The organism is Phyllobacterium sp., from assembly GCF_037994425.1.
Lineage (GTDB): Bacteria > Pseudomonadota > Alphaproteobacteria > Rhizobiales > Rhizobiaceae > Phyllobacterium.
The window spans coordinates 1-17,286 of sequence record NZ_JBBNAM010000194.1 but is presented as its reverse complement, the minus strand read 5'-3'; the positions used below and the strand labels follow the sequence as shown (position 1 = coordinate 17,286).

The 17,286-nt window shown below is 58.2% G+C and carries 14 protein-coding genes; 6 read left to right on the top strand and 8 right to left on the bottom strand.

The genetic code is table 11. The features are described from left to right. The 6 genes from AAAB35_RS13860 to sppA form a co-directional block, all read right to left on the bottom strand. Window positions 1-391: RNA methyltransferase substrate-binding domain-containing protein (locus AAAB35_RS13860; RefSeq protein WP_340668872.1), on the bottom strand; the 391-nt coding region annotated here is incomplete at its 3' end. Next, window positions 388-1,491, bottom strand: coding sequence for a class I SAM-dependent rRNA methyltransferase (locus AAAB35_RS13855; protein WP_340668871.1), 1,104 nt, complete (start codon window positions 1,489-1,491; stop codon window positions 388-390). The genes AAAB35_RS13860 and AAAB35_RS13855, both read right to left, overlap by 4 nt. A 74-nt stretch (window positions 1,492-1,565) precedes the next feature. After that, window positions 1,566-2,543, bottom strand: a complete 978-nt coding sequence (locus AAAB35_RS13850; RefSeq protein WP_340668870.1) for an ornithine cyclodeaminase family protein — start codon at window positions 2,541-2,543, stop codon at window positions 1,566-1,568. Window positions 2,544-2,579: 36 nt separating this feature from the next. After that, complete coding sequence (locus AAAB35_RS13845) at window positions 2,580-2,912, bottom strand: LapA family protein (RefSeq protein ID WP_340668869.1); 333 nt, start codon at window positions 2,910-2,912, stop codon at window positions 2,580-2,582. A gap of 41 nt (window positions 2,913-2,953) precedes the next feature. Further along, window positions 2,954-3,238: an integration host factor subunit beta gene (locus AAAB35_RS13840; RefSeq protein ID WP_340668868.1), complete on the bottom strand. Its 285-nt coding sequence runs from the start codon at window positions 3,236-3,238 to the stop codon at window positions 2,954-2,956. A 91-nt stretch (window positions 3,239-3,329) separates the two neighbouring features. Beyond that, entirely contained in the window at window positions 3,330-4,316 is a 987-nt protein-coding gene (gene sppA / locus AAAB35_RS13835; RefSeq protein WP_340668867.1) for a signal peptide peptidase SppA, read from the bottom strand. A 261-nt stretch (window positions 4,317-4,577) separates the two neighbouring features. Here sppA and lptC point away from each other — a divergent pair, with 261 nt between their 5' ends. From lptC to ptsN, 6 genes are all read left to right on the top strand, one after another. Next, window positions 4,578-5,318, top strand: coding sequence for an LPS export ABC transporter periplasmic protein LptC (lptC, locus tag AAAB35_RS13830; protein WP_340668866.1), 741 nt, complete (start codon window positions 4,578-4,580; stop codon window positions 5,316-5,318). Window positions 5,319-5,374: 56 nt separating this feature from the next. Then, entirely contained in the window at window positions 5,375-5,971 is a 597-nt protein-coding gene (locus AAAB35_RS13825; RefSeq protein WP_340668873.1) for an LptA/OstA family protein, read from the top strand. A gap of 88 nt (window positions 5,972-6,059) precedes the next feature. Continuing rightward, window positions 6,060-6,818, top strand: coding sequence for an LPS export ABC transporter ATP-binding protein (gene lptB, locus AAAB35_RS13820; RefSeq protein ID WP_027230621.1), 759 nt, complete (start codon window positions 6,060-6,062; stop codon window positions 6,816-6,818). Window positions 6,819-6,985: 167 nt separating this feature from the next. Next, complete coding sequence (rpoN, locus tag AAAB35_RS13815) at window positions 6,986-8,629, top strand: RNA polymerase factor sigma-54 (RefSeq protein ID WP_340668865.1); 1,644 nt, start codon at window positions 6,986-6,988, stop codon at window positions 8,627-8,629. Between the two features lie 214 nt (window positions 8,630-8,843). Beyond that, entirely contained in the window at window positions 8,844-9,437 is a 594-nt protein-coding gene (raiA, locus tag AAAB35_RS13810) for a ribosome-associated translation inhibitor RaiA (RefSeq protein ID WP_340668864.1), read from the top strand. Between the two features lie 65 nt (window positions 9,438-9,502). After that, complete coding sequence (gene ptsN, locus AAAB35_RS13805; RefSeq protein WP_340668863.1) at window positions 9,503-9,967, top strand: PTS IIA-like nitrogen regulatory protein PtsN; 465 nt, start codon at window positions 9,503-9,505, stop codon at window positions 9,965-9,967. A 95-nt stretch (window positions 9,968-10,062) separates the two neighbouring features. Here the strand turns inward: ptsN and AAAB35_RS13800 are convergent, their stop codons facing one another. Both AAAB35_RS13800 and AAAB35_RS13795 read right to left on the bottom strand, forming a co-directional pair. After that, window positions 10,063-10,485 (bottom strand): Fur family transcriptional regulator, encoded by a 423-nt coding sequence (locus AAAB35_RS13800; protein WP_340668861.1) that lies wholly within the window; start codon window positions 10,483-10,485, stop codon window positions 10,063-10,065. 127 nt (window positions 10,486-10,612) lie between these two features. Beyond that, on the bottom strand, window positions 10,613-17,286 hold a 6,674-nt coding region (locus AAAB35_RS13795), incomplete at its 5' end, for a glucoamylase family protein (protein ID WP_340668859.1).

The following is a 17,286-nucleotide window of genomic DNA, read 5'->3' as shown; positions in this document are numbered from 1 at the left end:
GCTTAATAGTGGCAAGCGGCTGGACTCTCTGTTCGAAGACACCGACGACCATTTGCGGATTGTCGCGCCGTGTAATGGCAGCGATGACCTTTTCACTGACCTCGAGAACGTCGCCGCCCTTGGCGATGGTACGTGCCGCCACCTGTTCGACAAGGGAATTGCCTTTGCCCGCCTTGGAATAGACGAGCGTCCGAATCGTCCAGCCGAGATCAAGCGCGTCGATGATCAGCTTCAGCCCTTCGGCGAGAAAGACGCCCTGCTGGTCGCGATACTTCTTCATCGCAAGGGCGCGCAGATCCTTGACGATCGGATTCGTCAGGCTCGTGACTTCCTTGACCTTGCCGGGGCGGGCTAATCCCGTACGGCGATGATGGTCGTCATGTCGTGTCATGTTTTGCCCCAGCGGCTGAAAAGCGAGGTGGACAGCGCGCGCTCCGACGAGCGTTCGCGCAGGATGAGTTCGCCTGACTCCACCGTACCGCCAAGACCGGTGAAAGTATCGCGCATCAGTTCATGGATCGCGAAAAACGACGCTCGGATGGAATAGGCTGTCAACACGACAGCAAGCGGATTTGGCGAGAGGATGGCCCGGCAGAGGTCAACCATATCTGGCAGATTGTCGAAGAGTTGCCAGACCTCACCGCCAGGTCCGCGACCATAGGCCGGCGGATCGAGCAGGATGATGTCGTAAGAGCTACCGCGGCGTTCCTCGCGCATCACGAACTTCATGGCGTCTTCGCAGATCCAGCGGATGGGCTTGCCTGAAAGACCGGCCACTTCCTGATTTTCCCGGGCCCAGGCAATGGCTTTCTTCGAAGCGTCCACGTGGGTGACTTCCGCGCCGGCGCGTGCGGCGACAAGCGAGGCAACGCCTGTATATCCGAAAAGATTGAGCGCTTTTACCGGCCGTTTGGCCTTACGGATCAGGCCGTCCATGTGGGCCCAATGGGTTCCCTGCTCGGGAAATACCCCGACATGCCGGAACGAGGTGAAGCGGCCATAGAACGGCAACCCGTCAAAAGCGAGCGGCCATGTTTCGCCGAGCGGTATTTTGGGGAAATGCCAACGTCCGACACCTTCTTCGTCCGTATTGCCGGTGAACACAGCGTCCGCCTTGTCCCATTCGGTCCTGTCCCAGGCTGGCAGCCAAATCGCCTGCCCCTCGGGCCGGACAATACGGTATGGCCCATATTGCTCGAGCTTCAGACCATTGCCGCTGTCAAGGAGAGCGTAGTCGTTGGAAGGTTGGGTTTCGAGAATTAGGCCCGTTCGCTCCTGCGGGCGCGTCCCGGATCGACGAACGAGCACGCGTTTCGGCGAAGCGTCCTTCGCGGCACTTTGTGCAGGCGTGTCGATGGCGGGCGTACGCACCTGTTTGGCAAATTGCGGGCGCGGCTTCGTGGGGCTCTGCCGTTGAGCAATGCCTTTCGCGGGGTTGGCCTTGGCCGCCATACCCTTCGCCTTCCTGGTCTTTCCGCCGGATGGTTTCAAACGCTGCTTTTCCTATCTGTTCCTCAAAAGGCTCTAAGCCAAGACGTGACAGGGCGAAAGCGAAATTCGAGCAGTCATGCCGCCGGAGCGGTGTTTGCCTTCTCAAAAACGAGGATTCCGGCGGCGAGATCCTCGAGTGCAGCGCCGACCGACTTGAAAAGAGTGATCTCCTCATCGGACTGACGGCCTTTGACTGTCCCGCGCGTCAGATCGAACAGATCGCCGATGACGTGTTCCTCGCTCACGGCACCCGTCTTGATCGGCTGCACGATATCACCCCCTTCTTTCATGGCACCATCCTTGGTGTCGACAAAGACGCGGGCGCGCCTGATGCACTCATCGTCACTCTCGCGCATGGCCGGGGTGAACGCACCGATGAGGTCGACGTGCGCGCCAGGTTTCAGGTGCCTGCCGAGAACCAGCGGTTCGGTCGAAAGTGTCCCCGCGGTTATGATGTCGGCCTCGGCGATCGCGGCATCCTTGTCGGAAACCGCTTTCGCATTGAAGCCTTCCGCGGCAAGCTCAGCGGCCACCTTTTCAGCATTTGGCACGTTGCGATTCCAGATCGAGATCTCCTTGATGGGTCGCACAGCGCTGTGCGCCCGGGCGAGAAAACCGGAAAGCGCGCCCGCGCCCAGTACGACAAGCTTCGACGCCTGTTCGTGCGCAAGGTAGCGGGCGGCAAGGGCCGATGCACCGGCGGTGCGCCACAGGGTTAGCCGCTGTCCATCGATGAGCGCCTTGGGTTCGCCGGTCTTGCCGTCGAGAAGGAGGTAAACCCCCATCACTGCCGGCTTCGCCAATGCGCCGTTGTCTGGCGATACCGTGACGATCTTCACCCCCATGTAACCCTTGGAGGAGTCGCCGAGCGCTTCGAAATCCGACCACGCGGGCATAAGCAGCAAGGTCGATGCCGCGCCGTCCGGCCGTTCAACTGTGTGGTGATGGCGGACGGGCTGGATGACACCCTGACGGAAGGCCTGTTGGATGGCGTCTATCATGTCCGGCCAGTTCAATAGCCTGTCGACCTCGGCCGGGGAGATCAGTTTCATTACTTGTTCCTTGGGTTTGCTTGGGTTTTTGTTACCCTAATGAAGCGAGGGAAGGTTCGGGGTCGCACCCGTCTCGGCGGATGCTTTCTTGGCTTCCTTGCGCAGAAGTTCCGCTTCGAGTTTACGCTGGCGCGACAGTTTTCTATGTTTGCCCTGATTGTACCAGGTGGCGAAACTGCCGAGGATGAGTCCAGCGATCAGAGCTGCAAAGAGCCACACGAAAAGCGGAGCGGTATAGGAAAGCGCAGGGTTGCCCGGATTGAAGGGATCGATGGTGAGGGTTACGGCGCCGCGGTTCGCGACTGACAGCGCAATGAGAACGACGGCAAGCGGCACCAGCACGAGGACGACGATAATGCGATTGATCATGCTTTCCTCCCGGCGCGCTTCACTCGCCCGTTCGATGAACCTCAGCTATTGGTATTGAGACGGTCGCGAAGCTCCTTGCCGGTCTTGAAAAAAGGCACCCATTTCTCTTCGACTTCGACGCTTTCGCCGGTACGCGGATTGCGGCCGCTGCGCGCAGGACGGTTCTTCACCGAGAACGCGCCGAACCCGCGAAGCTCGACGCGATTGCCTTCAGCCAGTGCATCCGTGATCTCATCGAAGATGGCGCCGACAATATTCTCGACGTCGCGCTGAAACAGATGCGGGTTGCGGTTGGCAATGATCTGCACGAGCTCTGATTTGATCACAGCGAGTTCCCTTTCGGTTCAAGATCAGGAGGACATTGGCAAAGGCCCCTACCTTAAGACTATGTCACTGATCTTATATGTTTAATATCTCTTATTGCGCCCCGACAGGCTTGCCGTCAACGTGCCAAACAGAAATGAGTCCGTCAAGGAACATGCGGTCTCCGGTGAGCTGATTCAGCATTCCAGCGCTTTCTTCGGGAATACCAAGATAGCGGGCGAGCATTTTCGCCGCAGAATCGGAGAAGAAGAGGCTAAGCGACGATTTTTCCACGGGCTTCCATTCGACAACCGGCAATTTTTCGTTGACACCCTTGGTTTTGAGCCAGCCGATCGCCGTATCCTCGCCGCCAAGTTCATCGATGAGCTTGTTGGCGATGGCTTGCCGGCCGGTAAAGACCGATCCATCCGCCAAAGCCAGGGCCTGCTCATGGGTGAACTTGCGCCTCTCCTGAACGAGACCAACGAACCAATCATAGGAGTCGATGATCATGCGGTGGATCATCTCCTTGGCTTCGTCACTGGCGGGATTGAAGAAATTGGGTTCGGCCTTGAGCGGGCTCGACTTGATGGTCTCGACCTTGACGCCGAGCTTGGTGAGCAGCTGCGAAATATCCGGATACTGGAACAGTACGCCGATGGAGCCAATGATCGAAGACTGGCGGGCAACGATATGGTCGGAAGCGCTGGCGATCATGTAGCCGGCCGAGGCCGCGAGCGTGCCGACTTGCGCCACGACGGGTTTTTTGCCGGCGAGCTTGCGAACGGCCTCGTAGATCGCTTCTCCCCCTGCTGTTGTTCCGCCAGGGGAATCGACGGACAGAATAACGCCCTTCACGGCTCTTGAATCCGCAATGTCCTTGAGGCGTTTGAGCAATTCCTCATTTTCGAAGATCGTGCCCTCAATGCGCACCTTGGCAATGTGCGGCGCCGACCTGCCGGAAAACCCATCTGACCCGGCCATCGAGAAATAAAACAAAATCAATGCAAGAGCGACAATCAGCAGCGTGAATATGCGCCAGAAGGTCAATTTTCTGCGTAGGCGCCGTCTGTCAATTATTGCGTCAGCCGTGTTTGCCATCGTCTTATCCATTCGTTCTCAAGGTCGGTATGAACAATCTTCTGCGATATCGGGACAGTGAAGTCTAGGGCCTGATTCTATTCGTTGCTCCCGGCCCTCGGCGTCATTATATGTACTTGGACCTTGTATCTCGCTCGCCGACGGCATACGTGTGGGCTCCGGTGCAACTTGCGCGATATGTATTCGCCCATTTCATCGAAAAATAACCATATTGGCGTCCAAGTAGCCACACTATTGTAATCCGTAGTAGCAGCAAGGCCCATGTCACTTCAGAGAAACGATACGCATTCGCACGTCGTCCATGCTGCTGCTGGTGTTGATCACCATGCGGAGGTGGCACGTCAGTTTGCGGCTTCCGACAAGGATACGACGGTTTTTCGCGCCGCAGAGCGCCATTCACGGCGCGTGCGCTTCCTGAAATTTGCATTGCCTGCGGCTGCGCTTATCGGTGCTGCGGTCTTCTCCTGGTACACGTTCTTCTCGACGACCAGCATGCCCAGCAACATCTCGCTTGAGAATGCCGCACTGGAGAACGGTAAGCTTGTGATGACAAATCCGAAGCTCGACGGATTTACCAAGGACAAGCTTCCTTACAAGATGAGCGCCGTGAAAGCGTTGCAGGAAGTCGGAAACACCAACGTCATTTCGCTCCAGGGCATTAGTGCCGAGCTCCCTCTCGGCAAGGACATGCGTGCGACGGTCCAGGCCAAGTCGGGCGTGTTCGACAACGCCAACCGGCAATTGAAACTCGACAGCGACATCAACTTCACGACGTCCGATGGTATCACTGCGCAGATGAAGTCGGCAGATATCGATATTGCGGGCAATTCCATGTCGACAAATGATCCGGTCATTATACGCAACAGCACTTCAAGTATTACCGCGGATACGATGCAGATCAGCGAAAGCGGCAAGGTAATGACCTTTGAGAAGCGAGTAAGGCTTGTCATTCAGCCCACAAAACGGCAAGAAGGTACAGACGCAGTCAAATCAGTCGAGTAGTATTGGCGCTCGCTCACTGACTTTGTGGGAATATCCGAATTTTAGGAGAGAATATGATGTCGCGCGGGGCAAGACTGATTAGCATTTCGACCGTTGCATTAGGATTGTTGGCATCATCGATGATCGCTGCGGCCATTGCGCAGGAGAATGCGCCCGGCGGTGGTATCAAGCTCTCGGGTGATCAGCCGATACAGATCGACGCCGACAAGCTTGTCGTCCACGACAAGGAAGGTACCGCTACTTTCACGGGCAACGTCACGGTCGTCCAGGGCGCGACGCTGCTCAAGGCCGGCTCGATGATCGTCTACTATATCAAGAAGAAAGAGGGCGACCCCGCGCCTGCAGCAGACGCGCCGAAGTCCGGCGGCCTTGGCGGCTCGCAGGACATCGACCATCTCGAGGTCAATGACAAAGTCTATGTCAAATCCAATGATCAGGTGGCAACCGGAGATCACGGCACTTTCGACATGAAGACGGAAGTGCTTGTGCTGACCGGAAACAAGGTCGTTCTGACGCAAGGCGACAACGTTGCTGTCGGCTGCAAGCTGACCGCGCAACTCAAGACCGGCGAAGCCCAGCTAGAAAGCTGCAAGAGCGGCCAGACCGGACGTGTTTCAATTGTGGTCGCGCCCAACAATCAACCAAAGAATTGAACCGGCGGAAAAGCTTTAAGTGTCATTTTTTTCACGTCGCACATCAAGCAAGAGCGCCGCGCGGCCCGACTCTAGTCTTTCGCATGAGATGCGCCCTGCCGATCCGGCCGCCATCGATCGCATGAAAGGCACGCTCGTCGCGCGCGGAATCACCAAGGGCTATAATGGTCGCCAGGTCGTGAACGGGGTTTCGTTCGGGGTTCGCGCTGGTGAGGCGGTCGGCATTCTTGGTCCTAATGGGGCGGGCAAGACCACTTGCTTCTATATGGTGACGGGCCTCGTTCCAGTCGACAAGGGTACCATTGAGATCGACGGGTTCGACGTAACGACCATGCCGATGTATCGCCGGTCGCGCCTCGGTATCGGCTATTTGCCGCAGGAGGCCTCGATTTTTCGGGGGCTTTCGGTAGAAAACAACATCAAGGCAGTTCTCGAAATTGTCGAGAAGGATCGCAGCGCACGCGCCCAGGAACTCGATTCTCTGCTGGAAGAGTTTCATATCGCGCATTTGCGTAAAGCACCCGCGATTTCGCTTTCTGGCGGTGAACGCCGTCGTCTTGAAATCGCCCGTGCCTTGGCATCCCGGCCAAACTTCATGCTGCTCGACGAGCCTTTTGCCGGTGTTGACCCGATTGCGGTTGCGGACATTCAGCAATTGGTTAGGCATCTGACTGGGCGGGGCATTGGCGTTCTCATTACCGACCACAATGTGCGCGAGACGCTGAAACTGATCGACCGGGCCTATATCATCCACGCCGGACAGGTGCTGACGCATGGAAGACCGGACGAAATTATTGCCAATCCCGATGTTCGGCGGCTCTACCTTGGAGACCAGTTCAGTCTCTAAGCCTGCAACTTTTGCGTGATTCGGCGCACGAGACGCGCAATTTTCCGGGTTTGCCGATTCAAAAATGCCGCAGCCGAAGGTTTTTGAGCTCCTTGCGATTGACAAGCAAGGATTGGGCCAGTTGTGTACTTCCGCAAGGACTTTCGTACAGGAGTGCCCCCGTCCTCATGGCTTTGACGCCGAAACTCGATCTCAGGCAAACCCAGGCATTGGTGATGACGCCGCTGCTCATGCAGTCGATTCGATTGCTGCAGTTGACTCACGTCGAGCTTGAGCAGTTCATCGAGCAGGAAATCGAGAAGAACCCGCTGCTCGATCACGACGAGTCAAATGGCGATTATCTGGGGATCGAGGAAAGGGCCTATCCTGCAGACCGCAGTCCGGCGGAGGACAGCGAATTCGGCAGGGCATCCGCGATCGATCTGGACGCGCGGGACGAACGCCCCAACGGTGCGGACGATCATTGGCTGGCAAGCGGCGAGACGATCAGCGCAGGCTCCATGTCCGAGACCTTCGACAGTTCACTTGAGAATATTTTTCCGGACGATCCCGGGACTCATGACCTGATAGCCGGCGACCTTGCTTCCCAATGGAAATCGTCGATGGGGGACGGCTATCTTTCTTCGGGCGGCGAGGGCTTCAACCTCGAACATGTCACGGCATCTCCATTGACCCTGCGTGATCATCTTGGTGAGCAGATTCTCTTTACATTTGAAAGTGCCGCCGATCGCCTCATCGCCGCCGAACTTGTCGACCATCTGGACGAGATGGGATATCTGCGCGCCGACATCGACGAAATCGCCGAAAGGCTGGCGGTCGAGGCCGCGCATGTGGAACGACTGGTCTTCGCCATGCAGGGCTTCGAGCCGGTTGGGCTCTTTGCCCGCGACCTCGCAGAGTGTCTTGCCATTCAGCTTCGGGCAAAAAATCGACTCGATCCGGCCATGCAGGCCCTGTTGCAGAATCTGGAACTTCTGGCGAAGCGCGACTTCCACACCCTCAAGAAGCTCTGCCAGGTGAGCGAGTCGGACATTCTCGACATGCTGCGGGAAATTCAGCTGCTCGATCCCAAGCCGGGCACTGCATTTTCGTCAGGCGTCGCAGACAGCATCGTTCCGGACGTACTCGTCGATCTGGCGTCGGACGGGACGTGGAGGATAGAGCTCAACCCCGACGCTCTTCCGCGGGTGCTCGTCAACCACAGCTATTATGCCACTTTGTCCAAGGCCAAGGCTTCTCCGGCGGAAAGGACCTTTCTCAGCGAATGCCTGCAGACTGCCAATTGGCTAACCCGCAGTCTCGATCAGCGTGCCCAGACGATCCTCAAAGTTGCCAAGGAGATCGTGAGGCAGCAGGAACAGTTCCTCCTGCAAGGCATCGCGCATTTGAAGCCGTTGAACCTGCGCACGGTTGCGGATGCCATCGGTATGCATGAATCGACCGTCAGCCGGGTTACTGCCAACAAATACATGCTAACCAAGCGCGGCGTTTTTGAGCTTCGCTATTTCTTCAATGCGGCCATCTCGGCCACCGAGGACGGCGAACAGCATTCTTCGCAATCGGTTCGCCACCAGATTCGCCAGCTCATCGATGCCGAGAAACCAAATGAGATACTTTCCGACGATACACTGGTTGATCTCCTGAAGGAGCACGGGATCGACATTGCCCGGCGCACTGTGGCCAAGTATCGCGAGGCCATGAGCATTGCTTCGTCCGTACAAAGGCGGCGGGAAAAGAAAGCGCAGGCTTCTGTGCGCAAGAAAGACCCGGGCTCTAGATTACTCCATCACTCAGGTGTAGACTCTTTTTGAGTGGGTGGATGAACCGGGCCAAAGAAGTCCGGTCAGGGAGTGAGAAGCGCCGGTACTTTGCGACGGTCGGAGCGAAAGCGCGCGTTTGGACATGAAGAATCAGCAAGCGAAATGTGATGAAGCGCTCGTACGGTTTGCGGGATGCCTTTGCTCGTCTTCCAACATCGGTGTAGATTGGTTTGGTAAACGGAAATCACAACGAAGGTGAGCTATCATGAGTCTGCGTGTATCTGGGAAACATATGGACATTGGCGACGCGTTCCGCATCCGGATCGAAGAACGGATCGGTGAGATGGTGGCCAAGTACTTCGATGGCGGATATACCGGCCACGTCACAGTGGAAAAACAGGGTTCAAGATTCATCGCAGACTGCCTTGTCCGTCTGGATACCGGCACGGTGCTCCAGGCGGCTGGAGAGGCTCAGGACCCGTTGCTTGCTTTCGATGCTGCGGGCGAACGTGTGGACAAGCGGTTGCGGCGCTACAAACGCCGTTTGAAATCCCACCAGGCGCCGGGTTCGAACGGTGTTTTCGATGACGTGTCCTATCGCGTCATGGCACCGGTTCCCGACGATGACGAGGAATTTCCGGAAGACTACGCGCCAACGATCGTTGCTGAAACGTCGATGGCGCTTCGAAGCATGAGTGTGGCCTCGGCGGTGGTCGAGCTCGATTTGAAGGACAGCCCTGTGGTCGTCTTCCGCAACTCTGGAAGTACTCAGGTTAATATTGTATATCGCCGCCCTGACGGAAATATCGGTTGGATCGATCCATCAACCGTGGCGGGTCAAAACATGGCCCGTGGATAAATAAACATGAACTACTGTCCGCGCCCGATTATGGGCGCGGACGGTAACTGGAAGGAAGAGAGATAATGGATCTGGGTGATCTCATTCAGCCCGACGCTGTCCTGCCCGCATTGAAAGTCAATTCCAAAAAGCAACTTCTGCAGATCATGTCGGAAAAGGCAGCTGCCTTGACCGGTCTGAGCGAGCGTGAGGTCTTTGAGACGGTCTTGCAGCGCGAGCGCCTTGGTTCGACAGGCGTAGGCAACGGAATTGCGATCCCTCACGGCAAGCTCACGAGCGTGAAGCGCATCACTGGCGTTTTTGCACAACTCGATGCGCCGATCGATTTCGAAGCGCTCGACGATCAGCCCGTTGACATCGTCTTTCTGCTGCTTGCCCCGGAAAATGCCGGCGCAGATCATCTGAAGGCACTGTCTCGCATCGCCCGGACGCTGCGCGACCCCGAGCGCGTCGCCAAGCTCCGCACGGCCCATGACGCAAACCTGATCCACGAGCTTCTCACGGCCCAGCCAACATCCAATGCAGCCTGATGTCCGGAGACCGCCCTGGCGGCCTCCCTTTGATAAGATCGCGGCGCAAGCCAAAGAATTGGGTCAGTCGTAGACTCAGCGTTTCCCGTTCAGCCCTAAGAAGTCCGATTGATCTTCCGGGCGTAGAGTTCGAGCCGGTGGTGCACGATATCGTAGCCGAGCGACCGGGCAATTTCTTCCTGTAACTGCTCGATTTTCTCCGATTTGAACTCGATCACGGCCCCTGTATCGATATCGATCAGGTGGTCGTGGTGCTCGCCACGCGCCTGTTCGAAACGCGAGGGGCCGCCACTGAAGGCGTGCCGGTGTATCGCCCCCATCTCCTCCAGAAGGTTCATCGTTCGATAAACGGTGGACAGCGAGATGCTGTCGTCGATCTCAGTGGCGCGATGGAAAATCTTCATCGCGTCCGGGTGGTCTTCGGTGGATGTCAGGATATCGAGAATGATGCGCCTCGGGCGGGTGATGCGGATGCCTGCCTTGCGCAACTCCTTCTCGTAATCTGGCTTCTGATTCATCGCATTCTTCATGCCGCGATTATGCGCCAAATCAGGTTCAGTTGCAAAGATTCTCAACTGGAATTTTATGCGGGGAGATCGGCAGATCGTTTGGTGCCGCCAGCGTAGGCCGGCGGCACCAAAGCGCTCATTTTGCCGCAGTAGAGACGGCGTCGATCGATATGCTGCCAGCGGGCACCTCGACAACAACCTTGTGTTCCCCAGATGTTTCGAGCGGAATGCCGCTATCGGCCTTGGCAAGTTTCTTGCCGTTGACGGTGATCTTCTTGCCGCCCTTTGTTGCAGGTCGCACCTCAACGGAGTACGTGGCATCGCCGTTGCGAAGGACAAAGCCGAATCCATCCCAATCCGAGGGGAACGCGGGATCAACGAACAGACGATCGTTCTGGCGGCTAATGCCAAGGATGCCTTCCGTTGCGACGCGGTAGAGCCAGCCCGCCGAGCCAGTGTACCAGGTCCAGCCACCGCGCCCGCGCATCGGGTCGACCGAATAGACGTCTGCGGCAACGACATAGGGTTCGACGCGATAGAGTTCGGCCTTCTCCGCACTGAGCGCGTGGTTCACCGGATTGAGTTTCTTGAACCAGCGATAGGCTTCGTCCGCGTCGCCGAGCTTCGCCATGGCGAGGACAGCCCAGGTCGCGGCATGTGTATATTGCCCGCCGTTCTCGCGAACACCGACCGGGTAGCTCTTGATATAGCCCGGATCATGCCGAGACTTGTTGAATGGCGGCGTGAACAGTTTGATGATGTCGACGTCGTCATCGATCAGATGTTTCGCCACCGATTGCATGGCCTGGCGCGCACGCGCCGGCTCGCCATAGCCAGAAAGAACGCTCCAGGACTGGGCGATCGAGTCGATCTTGCATTCTTCGCTCTTCTTGGAGCCAAGTGGCGCACCATCGTCAAAGTAGCCGCGACGATACCATTCCCCATCCCAGCCATCCTTTTCGAGGGATGTCTTGAGACGTTCGATATGTGCTTCCCAACGCTCGATGCGGGCTGTGTCCTTGAAGGTCCTGGCAATAGGTAGGACGTCTCGTAGTGTGCTGATGAGGAACCAGCCTAGCCAGACGCTCTCGCCCTTGCCATCTTCACCGACCCTGTTCATGCCATCATTCCAGTCACCCGTAAGCATCAAGGGCAGGCCATGTGCTCCGGTCCGCGCTATGGCGAGATCCAGGGCGCGGGCAGCATGTTCGTAGACGCTTACCTTCTCGCTGGAGATCGTCGGTTGGTAGAATGCATCATGTTCACCCTCTTCGAGCGCTCGGCCATCAATAAAGGCAATTTGCTCGTTGAGTATGCTCATGTCGCCGGTGACCTTGGTATAATGGGCGATTGCATAGCCGAGCCACACGACGTCATCGGAAATTTTCGTGCGAACACCAGCCCCCGTTGTCGGTAGCCACCAATGCTGGACGTCGCCCTCCTTGAACTGGCGAGCCGAAACGTTGAGGACCTGCTTCCTCGCGAGCGACGGATCGAGAATCAGCATGGACAGCGTATCCTGCAACTGATCACGGAAGCCGAAGGCGCCGCTTGCCTGGTAGAAGGCTGATCGCGCCCAGATGCGGCATGCGAGACTCTGATAGGGCAGCCAGCGGTTGACCATCAGGTTGAATGCCTCATCGGGCGTTTCGACCTGCAATCCACCAAGGAACGATGCCCATAGCGATTTTGAGGCAGACAGCGTCTCATCAAATGGCTGCTTGCTCTGCTCGCGCAGAATGCGGCGTGCCTCATCAGGGCCGCTTGAGTCGCCCATATAGAACAGAAGTTCTTTCGTCTCGCCGGCAGCGAGATCGATATCGATGTTGAGCGCAGCGCAGGGATCGCCTCCGGCCTCTACGACATTGGAAAGGGTCTTCGCCTGCAGAACCGCCACTGGCCGGTCCACAGACCCAAGCGCACCAAAGAACTCTGCGCGATCCGATGTAACCGAGTTCGGCTTCATGCTGGTCGCGAAGAAGGCCACATTGTTGCGGCGGTCAATGCCATAGGGATTGCGGGCAAAAAGAACGCCAGTTTCGGCGTCCCACGAAGGCACGATGAACGGAGCGGTCTTCGCACGGGAATTGCCGAGCATCCACTCGACAAAGCCGTAGACGCGCAGGCGTTTCGTCGAACCGCCATGGTTGGTGATCTTCAGCCGCGACACACGCACCGGCATCTCGACATGAATGGTGTGCGTGAGTTCAAGACCAATATTGCCGTGGCGCGAAAGGAATGTGGAATAGCCCTGGCCGTGGCGTGTTTCGTACTGGACAGACGGGTCACGCAACACCGATGCGGTGGGTGCGAAGGCGACATTCTTGTCGAGATCGACCACATATATGGCTTCGCCCGACCGGTTGATCACCGGATCGTTCGACCACTGCGTCAGTTGGTAGTCGCGGCTATTGCCGGACCATGTAAAACCGGCGCCCTCTGCCGCCACGTGGAAGCCAAACGTTGAATTCGAGATCACGTTGATCCAGGGTTGCGGCGTCTGAATGATGCCGCCGAGACGGACAACATATTCGCCGCTCTTCAAGTCAAAGCCGCCAAAGCCGTTCCAGAATGCGAGGTCATCGCCCGATATCTTCGGGCTTCGCGTACGCATCAACTGCGTCGGCGCCGGCGCAATGCTCCTCATCTCTTCAAGACCCGTATCGGCCGTGGCGACCGACTTGCCCGTGGCCGTCTCCGCTGCGGGCGCGAGATCGGCGATCAACCCTTCCATGCGCTTCAATTGCTCGGACAAGGAGCCGTTCTGCGCATGCATAACGATCCGCGCCGAGGCGAGCAGCGTGTTGTAGCTGGCGTCGCTCATCTGATCGCGGCGGACGGTGAAGATGTGAACGCGCGGCCCAAGTTGCGCACCGCGGGCCCGGCTGTTCTCGCAGATGGCTTCAAGCCCGCGCTGGAAATCCTGGGCATAGGAGAAAGAGCGCTCGTTGATGACAACGACATCGACGACCAGGCCTTTCGCGCGCCAGTATTCATGGGCGCGCAACACGTTCTTCAGCGTCTCCATGTCCGCTTCGTCATCGATGCGCAGCGCAAGGATCGGGAAGTCGCCGGAAATCGACATGGGCCACAGTTCTGACTGACTGCCAAGGCCGCTTGCGATGCTTTCAGACGGCATGCGCAAAGCCTTGTCCGGATAAATAAGGCTGGTTGCGACGCGCTGGAATACCTGCGCCTCATCGGGGTTGATGCCAATATGGTGCAGGCGAACCTGGGAACTCGTCCAGGAGAGCGAGAATTCGCGCGCGAAGCAGTCCGGGTGACGGAAGCGCCCGACAACATCTTCAAGTTCCTGGCGGTTGGGACGCACGAGCGTCCAGAAGACGAGGGTCACTTTCTTATGAGCCGGCACGCGGACGCGGCATCGCAACGATGCGATCGGGTCGAGCACGAAGCCATGCGAGCCGCTGAGCGTTGCTCCCTCGTCGAATGCCGCAGGATTACGCAGCGTGCGGCCGCGGCCGATGAAGGCCCGCCTGTCAGTCTCCGCCTGGACCTCGCGCATCGAACCTGTGCTGTCGCTGACCATGTGGGCGACGTGGATATCCGGCTCGTCATTGTTGCGCTTGCGGCGCGTCGCATAAATCGTGTCGCCACGCTGGTTGATCTCAGTCTCGACGAACATCTTGGCAAACGCCGGGTGGGCCGTATCCGTGTCCTCATTGGTCAATACGAGTTCGGCATAGGACGTCACCTCGATGATGCGGTCCTTGGTGCCGGTATTGGTGATGATGATACGCCGGCCTTCACCGTCGGAGTCGGACGCGACGATGGTTTCCACCGTCGTGTGCAGGGTGCCGGTTTCCTTGATGAACTCGGCCTTGTAATCGGCGAAGATCGTCATGCTCTTTTCGCCGGGGACCCGTACCGGATCACCGGTCGCCGACCACCAGTCGCCGCTTTCCATATCCCGCAGGAACAGGAAGGTGCCGTAGCCGCTTTCGAGAATGTCAGGCTGGAATCTGGTGATCGCTAGCCCGTTCCAGCGGCTGTAGCCGCCGCCATTGGCGGTGACCATTACCGAATAATGGCCATTCGACATTACCTGCGTTGCGCGCGGGGCGCTCAGCGGGTTTTCGATGATATGGATCGAGGGCGTTTCTTCGCTGCTCTCGACGGCCTTGCGCATCGGGTTCTCGGCCTTGGCCTGGAGAACCGGGATCTCGCGCGGCGCCTTTTCCTGCAGCAGCAGTTCGGCCGCCTCGATCACAGGATCTGAGTGGAAGCGCTCCCGCATGCGGCCTTCGAAGACGACGTTGTTGACCGCGACGATAGACATGCCGTGGTGGTGGGCCATGTAATTGCGGACGACCGCGTATTCCTCGCCCTCCCGAACACGCGACTTGGTGAAGTCGACGGCGTCATAGAAGCCGTACTGCCCAAGGGCGCCGAGGTCGCGCAGGCGTCTCAGGTTTTTCACCGCTTCAGCCGGCTGATACTGGCTGGCCATGATGCTGGCGTAGGGGGCCACGACATAGTTCTTCGACAGGCCGCGCTTGAGGCCAAGCGTCGGTACACCGAAGTTCGTGTATTGATAGTTCATTTCCGGGTCGCGCGCATTGTAGGCAGCTTCCGAAATTCCCCAGGGAAGATCCTTCGACTCGCCATACTCGATCTGCCGCTGCACGATGAGCTTGTTCGTCTGGTCGAGCATGCTGCCGAGCGGCTCGATCATGACCAGCGGCGGCATGAGATATTCGAACATCGAACCCGACCAGGAGATCAGGGCGCCGCGCCAGCCGACGGGAACGAGCAGGCGTCCAAGGCGGAACCAGTGATCGACGGGGATATCGCCCTTGGCAATGGCAAATAGGCTTGCGAGGCGGGCTTCCGATGCCAGAAGGTCGTAGCAGCTTGCATCAAGTTCGTTGGTTTCAACACGGAAGCCGATCGAGAGCAGGCGGCGTTCCTTGCGTTCAAGGAAGGTGAAGTCCGTGTCGAAGGCCAGCTGGCGGGCGCGGGTCGCAAGCGTTACCAGGCGCTCGCGCAGGACGTCCGTGCCCTCGTGCGAGCCGATGGCATCGTCCGTATGGGCCTGACAGGTCTTGACGAGAAGTAGCGCCCACTCGTTGGCGGTAACGCTGGCGGGGCTTTCGAGCTCGCCGTGCAATTCCTCGGTGAGGCGCTGGATATCCCCGGCAAAGAGCGAGAGGTTGATTGTGCGCAGCGACGCTGTTTCAGGCTCCTCCTTGATGGTCGTGATCGCGCGGCGGAAGTTCGCCACACGCTCCTCAAGACGGCGACGCAGCGGCCGCAGCACCCGGCGGTCATCGGGAATATCGTTGATCGCCTCTTCGAGGATGTCGCTGACGTCGAGAACCCCATCGAGATCGCTCTGGAGGTAGACCGATGGAGCCTCGGCCCATTTTTCAAGGGCGGATGAAAGGGCAACGAGATGGCCGGCGAGGTTGCCACTATCGACAGCCGAAACGTAGAGCGGGAGCAGCGGCCGCAATGTCGTCGTCTCGTACCAGTTGTAGAGATGGCCGCGATACTTCTCCATCTTCTCGAGCGTGGTGAGCGTCTGGTCGATGCGGGTCAGCGTTTCGTTAAACCCTATCCAGCCGAAATCGCGCGCCGCAACGGTCGACAGAAGGTACATGCCGATATTCGTCGGGGACGTGCGTGTCGCGATGACCGGATGCGGGTCCTCCTGGAAATTGTCCGGAGGAATGTAGTTCTGTTCCTTGGTCACGAACGTATCGTAGTAGTGCCACGTGCGCCGCGCGATGCGACGCAGTTCGCTCTTGTCCGAGGAGCGCACGTTGAGGTCATCGAGAGGCTTGGCCGACCGGCTGACCAGCCAGGCGATCATCGGCGATAGGAACCAGATCACGGCGAAGGGTACTGCCAGGAACCATGCGCGGCTGTGGCCTGCGAGCGGAAGGCCGATGGCGATAACCGCTACGACGGTCGCCGGCCACATCAACTGGATATAGTATTGGAGTGTATCCGGCGAACTCGTCTTGGCCTGGGCGGCCGCCCGCCACTCAAGCAGATGCTTGCGCGACACGAAAAGGCGATAGAGGGTGCGCACGATCGCATCGCCCATCAGCACGGCCATGTTGGCGAGGAACGTAATGCGCAGGGCAATATCGGCCGCGCCGGAGAAAATGTCGGTAAGGATCGCCTGGAAATGCCCCTTGAGAGACAGGTTCATGTCGGTGGGCACGAGGTTGGTGAAAAGGATCATCGTCGGCACGATGAACATGCTGAAGATAAGGAAGCACAGCCAAAGCGTGGCAAGACCCGGCGGAAGCAGTGTCCATCCCGCAATGGCCGCGATCAGCCAGAAGATCGACGCCAGCGAGCGGCGCAGATTGTCGACCATCTTCCAGCGCGTAACGGCCGTTACGCCAGGCTTGGTGCTGAAGAGATAGGGAAGCAGCTGCCAGTCGCCGCGCGTCCAGCGATGGTGGCGCGAAATGTCGACATTGTAACCCGTGGGATAATCTTCCACCACTTCGACGTCGCTGACGAGGGCGCTGCGCGCATAGCCGCCTTCGAGAAGATCATGGCTGAGAACCGAATTCTCGCCGATCTTGCCGTCAAGCGCAGCTTCGAAGAAATCGACGTCGTATAGCCCCTTGCCGGTGAAGGTGCCTTCGCCGAGCACGTCCTGATAAACGTCGGAGACCGCGAAGACATAGGGGTCGATGCCGCGGTTGACTGAAAATACGCGCTGCAGGAACGAGGCGTCGTCGCCGGTGGTGAGCGAGGGTGTCACGCGGGGCTGCAGAACGGAATAACCGCTGATCACGCGGCCGGATTTTGCCCTGTAGATCGGAC

Coding starts and splice junctions, on each gene's coding strand:
- rpoN (WP_340668865.1), top strand. CDS start 6,986: ATGGCTTTGACGCCGAAACTCGATCTCAGGCAAACCCAGGCATTGGTG.
- lptB (WP_027230621.1), top strand. CDS start 6,060: ATGCGCCCTGCCGATCCGGCCGCCATCGATCGCATGAAAGGCACGCTC.
- raiA (WP_340668864.1), top strand. CDS start 8,844: ATGAGTCTGCGTGTATCTGGGAAACATATGGACATTGGCGACGCGTTC.
- sppA (WP_340668867.1), bottom strand. CDS start 4,316: ATGGCAAACACGGCTGACGCAATAATTGACAGACGGCGCCTACGCAGA.
- AAAB35_RS13845 (WP_340668869.1), bottom strand. CDS start 2,912: ATGATCAATCGCATTATCGTCGTCCTCGTGCTGGTGCCGCTTGCCGTC.
- AAAB35_RS13825 (WP_340668873.1), top strand. CDS start 5,375: ATGTCGCGCGGGGCAAGACTGATTAGCATTTCGACCGTTGCATTAGGA.
- lptC (WP_340668866.1), top strand. CDS start 4,578: ATGTCACTTCAGAGAAACGATACGCATTCGCACGTCGTCCATGCTGCT.
- AAAB35_RS13800 (WP_340668861.1), bottom strand. CDS start 10,485: ATGAATCAGAAGCCAGATTACGAGAAGGAGTTGCGCAAGGCAGGCATC.
- ptsN (WP_340668863.1), top strand. CDS start 9,503: ATGGATCTGGGTGATCTCATTCAGCCCGACGCTGTCCTGCCCGCATTG.
- AAAB35_RS13850 (WP_340668870.1), bottom strand. CDS start 2,543: ATGAAACTGATCTCCCCGGCCGAGGTCGACAGGCTATTGAACTGGCCG.